4 protein-coding genes are annotated in these 7,016 nt (G+C 33.8%); 2 read left to right on the forward strand and 2 right to left on the reverse strand.

What is annotated here, in order from left to right:
- Positions 1–143: 143 nt before the first annotated feature.
- Together ILT06_RS31895 and ILT06_RS31900 are read left to right on the forward strand one after the other, a co-directional pair.
- Positions 144–440, forward strand: a complete 297-nt coding sequence (locus tag ILT06_RS31895; protein ID WP_222655979.1) for a transposase — start codon at positions 144–146, stop codon at positions 438–440.
- 8 nt (positions 441–448) lie between these two features.
- Entirely contained in the window at positions 449–1,477 is a 1,029-nt protein-coding gene (locus ILT06_RS31900; RefSeq protein WP_222655980.1) for an IS3 family transposase, read from the forward strand.
- A gap of 1,119 nt (positions 1,478–2,596) precedes the next feature.
- Here ILT06_RS31900 and ILT06_RS31905 read toward each other — a convergent pair.
- Both ILT06_RS31905 and ILT06_RS31910 read right to left on the reverse strand, forming a co-directional pair.
- Positions 2,597–4,285 (reverse strand): pesticidial crystal protein, encoded by a 1,689-nt coding sequence (locus ILT06_RS31905; protein ID WP_222655981.1) that lies wholly within the window; start codon positions 4,283–4,285, stop codon positions 2,597–2,599.
- 67 nt (positions 4,286–4,352) lie between these two features.
- Entirely contained in the window at positions 4,353–6,326 is a 1,974-nt protein-coding gene (locus tag ILT06_RS31910; protein WP_222655982.1) for an insecticidal delta-endotoxin Cry8Ea1 family protein, read from the reverse strand.
- Between the last annotated feature and the right edge of the window lie 690 nt (positions 6,327–7,016).

Consider the following 7,016-nt stretch of genomic DNA (forward strand, 5'->3'; position numbering starts at 1 on the left):
TCCGCCTGTTCCACCTTCTACAACAAAACGGACGGAAATCTCATCGATATGAGAAGAAAACGGTCTTTGATATGATATGATCCCCTCATAGTAGACAGTAGAAAGAAAGCACATTAATCTGTTTACGTATGGGGGGATTTTGTATGGGGAAAATCAAAAAAACTTATGATGTCTTTTTTAAGAAAAAAGCAGTAGATCTATATTTAAAAGAAGGAATGGCATATAAAAAAGTTGCAAAAAAATTAGAGATTGACCATACAATGGTTATGCGTTGGGTAAGGTATTTTAATGCTGAAGGGATTAAAGGGTTAGAGGAGAAGCGAGGAAAATCAAGAAAAAAGTGTAGAAAAAATTCTAAAGAATCGCTAGAGACTGTAGAGAATAAAATAAAACGTTTAGAAGCTGAGAATGAAATGTTAAAAAAGCTCTTAAAAATGTGAAAGGAGGAATGACAGCTGTATCCAAAAGTGCAAAATTTGAAGTTATTCAAGAACTCTTTGAAAAGGGTTATACAATTACGTTATTATGTGATATTGCTAAAGTATCAAGGAATGGCTATTACAAATGGTTAAAACGACAGACGTTTCTCTCCGAGAAACAATTAGAAGATACCGCCATTAAGAAAAAAATATTAGAATGCCATAAAAAATTAAAAGGAATTTATGGATACAGAAGAATACAAGTATGGCTTAAACTTACTTATAATTTACACTTTAACCATAAACGTATACAGCGGTTAATGAAAGAATTGGGAATTCAATCAAGCATTCGAAAGACACGCCCATATTACGGAAAAAAAGAAGCTTATGTGATTTCACAGAACTATCTCAATAGAGACTTTTATGCTATAGCACTAAATCAAAAACGGGTAACAGATATTACTTATCTAAATTTTAATGGTCAAAAATTATATTTATCCGTAATTAAAGATTTGTTTAACAATGAAATTGTTGCTTACAACATAAGTTGTAAAAATGATCTTGAACTTGTAATAGATACTCTCGAAAAAGCTAGAAAAAAACGGAACTTGAAAGGAATCCTTTTGCATAGTGATCAAGGTTCTCAGTACAGGTCTAATCAATATCATCTACTACTAAAGAAATATCAAATACAAGCTAGTATGTCTCGCAAAGGAAATTGCCTAGATAACGCATGTATAGAGAGTTTTTTCAGTCACTTTAAAGCAGAATGCTTTTATTTATATTCTTTCAAAACAGTTGATGAAGTTAAGGAGGCCGTACATCAATATATTTATTTTTATAATCATCAAAGATTTCAAAAAATTAAACAACCTGAGTCCATATCAATATCGAACGCAGGTTGTTTAATTGTGTTTTTTAAGTTCTGTCCACTTGACAGGGGCCACTCCAAACCCGTTAGGGTTTATTTTGCGTGCTTATTTTTAATAAATCCCCCCATTTGGGGAGATTTTAGTTCAAATGAACAAAATTTTGTTTTGTATCCATCCTTAAGTTGATGGGCATCTCACCATACCATTTCGGGAAAATTGTACGTTTAGACATAATTTGGACACAAACTAACCGGTACCTTGTACGTTAAGGAACCGGTTAGTGATTTTACTGCTTACGGTTTTAATTTAGTTTTTTCCCAATCTCAATTACTATCTCCAGTAGTTATGGGGTACGGAAACATCACCATCAAGCCAAAGAAAATATAATACAGAAAGATGTTATAATTTCTTTCTAGCAATTCAATAAAAGAGCTGTATCGAAAATGATAGCATACTAAATAACCATTACGAGCTAAAAATTATAAATATTTCATTTTTTATTTTGATAGATGTTGTTCGTATGCAATACCTGAGATATCAAATACAGTTTTCTTATGATAATGATGTGATTTTCGTCCATTTTTATCAAGTAAGTAAAACAAATGAAGAAAGCTTTTCTTTAATTGGTTGAATTGATCTTGTATTTGCTATTCAAAGAAATTGTAAAGAATGAATCTAATAAATGCTCATAAATTTTATCTTATTTTCATTTTGAAAATATTGTAAATTGGTCTTCTTTTTCTTATCAAAACAAATCCCTAACATAATCGATGTTAGGGATTTGTTCAATACCTTCTTGGAATTAAAAAATAGGTTTATTTCACCATAATTATGCTCTCTATTATCATTTTTGGTTCTATACACCAAAAATGCGGTATACTTACATATATATGGTTTATGTATGTAAAATGGTTACTTTGCTAGTTATCCATTCAGGAAAAAGAGGCCCGTTCTGATACTAGAATGGGCCTCTTTTTTTTAGTAACTCACTTTTTTAACTTGATTTGTATGTTCACTTATATAATCAATCAGATTTTGAATCGTATGGACAGATACCTCGTCAAGAATTTGAATACCAAATTCCTATTCAAGATTCATCATTGATTCAACAACATCTAAATCCAATAAGCCTAAATCGTTCTGTAAAGGAGTTTGTTCATTAATTAAAGATTAATGAACATCGGGGAAACGAAAAAGGTCTCCTTAATATTTCAGTTATTTGTAAAGTTTATTGTAGGATATGCAATAGGCTTTGTCAGTAAGGTTTTAGTTTTTCGCAAGTATACTGATTCTTATTTAGAATCGTTAACGGTTATATCCTTGATTACATGTACAGCCAGAGTTATGCCCTTGATTACATGTGCAACTGGAATGCAGGTCATCATTGTTAGTATAATTTTGATTATACATACTACTAGAGTCTTGTTTATAGTTGTTTGTATATCCTTGGTGATACACATCGCTCGTATTCTGATTATAATTTCCATTATAACTTTGCTCATACATATTACCCGTGTGCGGGTTATTATTGCTAGTATACCCTTTCATACAAAGCAACTCGATGCTATCTACATAAAACGTACCCTCTGTTTCTCCCATTTCAATTCGTATTCGATCACTTTCCGGGAATACCTCTACTGTTTTTGTCATATATCCTTCTTCACAAGAAATAAACTTAAGTGTTTCCTGCTTTCCATTACAATCCATCATCGTTACATACCCTTTTCCAGGACCTTCTTTTTTGGCAATCACACGTAACATATATCCACGATGATTTTGAGCATGCAGATTTTGAGATACCCCGGCACTCCAGTTTGATAGAACTAATACAGAAGATCCATCCATTTGTTGTACATCTACTTTACCTGCTGTGTGCCATCCCGTTAACCCCTGTGTAAAGTCACCATTTGTTATGACATTTCGTGCATCATATAAATTGTACGCCTGCATGATACGTGCGTTTAACCCTTGATATAAATCATCGTTCATACCTGGAACATCCGGTAACCAAGCATGGTGTACATAGGGAATTGACTGTACCAACTGATTGGCGTTCTTAATATGATCTAAAGTAATATGGTATTGTAACTCTTGTGCATTTGCGAATAATGCATCTACTGCCTGTTTTGCTGGATCATAGGCTTGTTGTGTTTCCCAACGTTTTTTCTCCATGTATTGTTTCCATTTCTTTTCCTTTTGTTTCACATGTACCAATGCTTCGCCTGTTAGTGGCCCTTCTTCAATGACTTCTAGATTCCCTAATGTAGCGTATCCGTCTGGATTAGAAATTTTAAATAAAACATCAATACCTACGTTTGTATTTGCATCTACTTCTCCGGTGTCAATATGAAAATCAAATGGATGACGATCGTGACACATAACATGTTTTTTATCTGAACTTGACGGGCATGCATACATATCAAGAGCATATCCATCTGTTGGTGTAGGATACCGCCCTTGGCTCACATACTGAGATGATGGTTCACAGCGATAATCTCCACATGAAGGATTAGGCTGCATATAGGCCAAATCATTTGAAACATTCATAATGGCATCAATTTCTTTCCCGTAACGTGTTACCATTAATTTTAGATCTTTACTACTACCCACAAACCCTCTTACTCGATACCGTGTATATGGTTTTAATTTAGATTCATCTATTTTTTGATAGATATAGGTTGGAAATATAGTTCCATATATGTCTCGTGCTCCACGCATCTGAAGAAAGTTTCCTTTAAAAATAGAATTATTGGATCCTATGATAATATCATTACTGAATGTCCAATCATTCCCAGAAAATTCTCCGAAATCTCCATTTTGGAGTAAATTTCGTGACTGACTAAGTTGTTTTGCCCGTTTTACTTCATCCCATAACACCATTTTTTCCTGTGAGTTTTGCTCATCTGACATACATTCTATAGAAATTGCCGCTTGATCGATTTCATAATCTGTCGTTTCTATACTTAACGCATTTTTTGTACCACTTGTAAACATAGGATTCACAACCTTTTTCGCGTATTTGTTAAACAGCGATACCCTCTACTTTCATACATACTTTGGTTTAATTGATAAATAAATCATTCACTACATTTTGTGCCTTTTCTAGACTTTGTTTTCCTTCATATTCTAAGGCCGTAGAATCCTGTGGGATAAATTCAACTTTGTCAATGATAATATTGAGATCAAGATTTTGTATAATTATTTCAACATTTGGCTGATTAAATGTAGTAACTAAGGTTTCAAAATAGGCAAATGAATCACCATAGCCTGAACGTGGAACAAAATAATGACGATCTATAGTAGAACTCGGCGACCATCTTTGTACGTTTATCTGACCATTTATTTCACTTTTATAGCGAATTCTAACAAGGTAATTTTTATTCGTGGTTGCAGGAGTTAAACGTATTTTTAAACGTCCAAGATATCGTAACGTTACTACATCTCCTCCTGTATCACCAGGTCCAGCGCTAACATAAGCGTCGTTTTCTAAAGCAAAAGCTTTCACAGCCGGTATTTGTGTAATTTTATCTGGATAAATTGGATTATTTCTTGTCATACTTGTATGTGTCCAACCAAATACGTTAACTACGGAGGTTTCATATTGAACACATGCCGCATTTGATAATCTATGAGAGTAATTTCTAGCACTAGGTGGTAGATCATTATCAATACCTGGTAACACAGATTCAATTGTCTGTGAGTACCCAGAACTGTTTCTCTCATATAGTAAAGTATTTAGTGTTGTCGGAAAAAATTCTGCACGTGAAGTACGATACCGTGGGATTGAATACCCAACAAATGGTTGCAATTCAACTCTAGCTAATGAACTAATTTTAAATATATCAGTAGTGCCGAAACTAATAGGATGTGGATCATTACTCGTAGTTCCAGACATACGTTGAAAAGCACCGTTACCCTTTGTGTAGTCTTCATAATGACGAGTTCCTCCCCAGCCGATAAGATAACCAGGTTGAGTAAAAACAGAATGACTATATATATCTATAGCTTGAAGCCAATTAACTAAACCAGGTCCCCGTGTTCCATTAGCTTCTAACGAATTAAAGCTAAAAAGCCCTTCCCAACGATAATTTCCCCCTGAATATCCCACTGGGTCTGTATAAATTTCCCTAGTTAACTCTACACTTGTTCCTAATGGATATTTTGCAAAATCATAAGTTGGAAATAGAGCGATAATATCCAATACCGCTAACGTCATTTCTCTACGAAATTTATTAAATTTCAACCAAGTTTCAGCATATGCCCCCCCCTCTTTTATCTGATTTAAACCCTCCTGATACCAAAATACACAATACTTGGTATACTGTGCTATTTTATCTTTTAATCGCTGACCATAATCAATAGTAGGTGATATTAATTCCGATCCTACTTTCTCCGCACTCAACAATGCTCCCCATTCTTTTTTATATTGAACGGCATCCCTTAATAGTAATAACTGTACATTTGCAGCTTGCGCAAACGTAGGCAATAATAATATTTGTGCATTCTGCCTTGATAATGACCCTGCTAGAATTTCATTGAAACCTTCTTCAGACTTTTTGAAATACTCAACTACATTACTAAGTCTGCTATCATTTGGTTTACCTGCACTAAGCCACTCCTGAAGAGAAGAAAGATAATACTCTTTATAATTAGTCAATTTACCGTTAAAATCTGCAACCGCGTCATTTAAAACACTCTCGTCTACCTCTTTACGAATTATAGATAATAAATCACATATAGAAAGTGCTGCCACAGATGGACCAGAAGATGGAATTAGTAGGTTTACTATTCCCAATAGTGCAGGAATTCCAATTAGTACACCAGGTGAGCTTATGAATCGTGCCATGCTTACCATAACACTTATGAAATTCGAGATTGATTTCCACGTATCTTGCCATGGTTTTCCCGGACAATCGTTCAGGATAATAGGAAAAATATTTGGATCATTTGCAAAAGGATATCTGTTTGGCATATTTGTATTATTTGATGAAGATTCCAATATTTCATATTCATTTTTATTTTCATATGAATTCATGTTTTTCACTCCTTATGTGGTCCTTATTTTTAATACACCTAACAAATATATGCCAGGTGTATTGTTACATATTCGTAATGACTCTATGTATTCCTGTAACAATTTTTCTACAAATAAGCCCATTATTTTTGGTGAGGTATTGATTGTTTAGACCTTCTTTTTATGTATTGTCTGTATTTCTTAAAGGCTTCAGATTTCTGTAGAACAATTTTTTTTTGTTGTTTTTGGGAGTGAGGAAAGAGGAACTCACTTTTAAATAAACAAAATTCACAATTGGATGTTTCTTCCCATCCCTCGAAAAAAAAGAGGGATACGAAATAGATTGTTGTAGATATTGAGTTATTCGTCATTGAAAGAAATTGTAGAAAACACATCCGAATATGTATTGGATTTATTTTACTTTTTCTAGGGAAAACCGAATTATGGGCATTTTACCTCATGCCCATCAACTTAAGGATGGATACAAAACAAAATTTTGTTCATTTGAACTAAAATCTCCCCAAATGGGGGGATTTATTAAAAATAAGCACGCAAAATAATCCCTAACGGGTTTCATTTTTTCTTATGTAGCTTTCTTTTGCTTGCTGCATCCATTATACTCATAGATAACACCCATGATATCAAAGACCGTTTTCTTCTCATATCGATGAGATTTCCGTCCGTTTTGTTGTAGAAGGTGGAACAGGCGGG

The sequence above is a fragment of the Bacillus sp. 17RED48 genome, from assembly GCF_019837545.1.
Lineage (GTDB): Bacteria > Bacillota > Bacilli > Bacillales > Bacillaceae_G > Bacillus_A > Bacillus_A wiedmannii.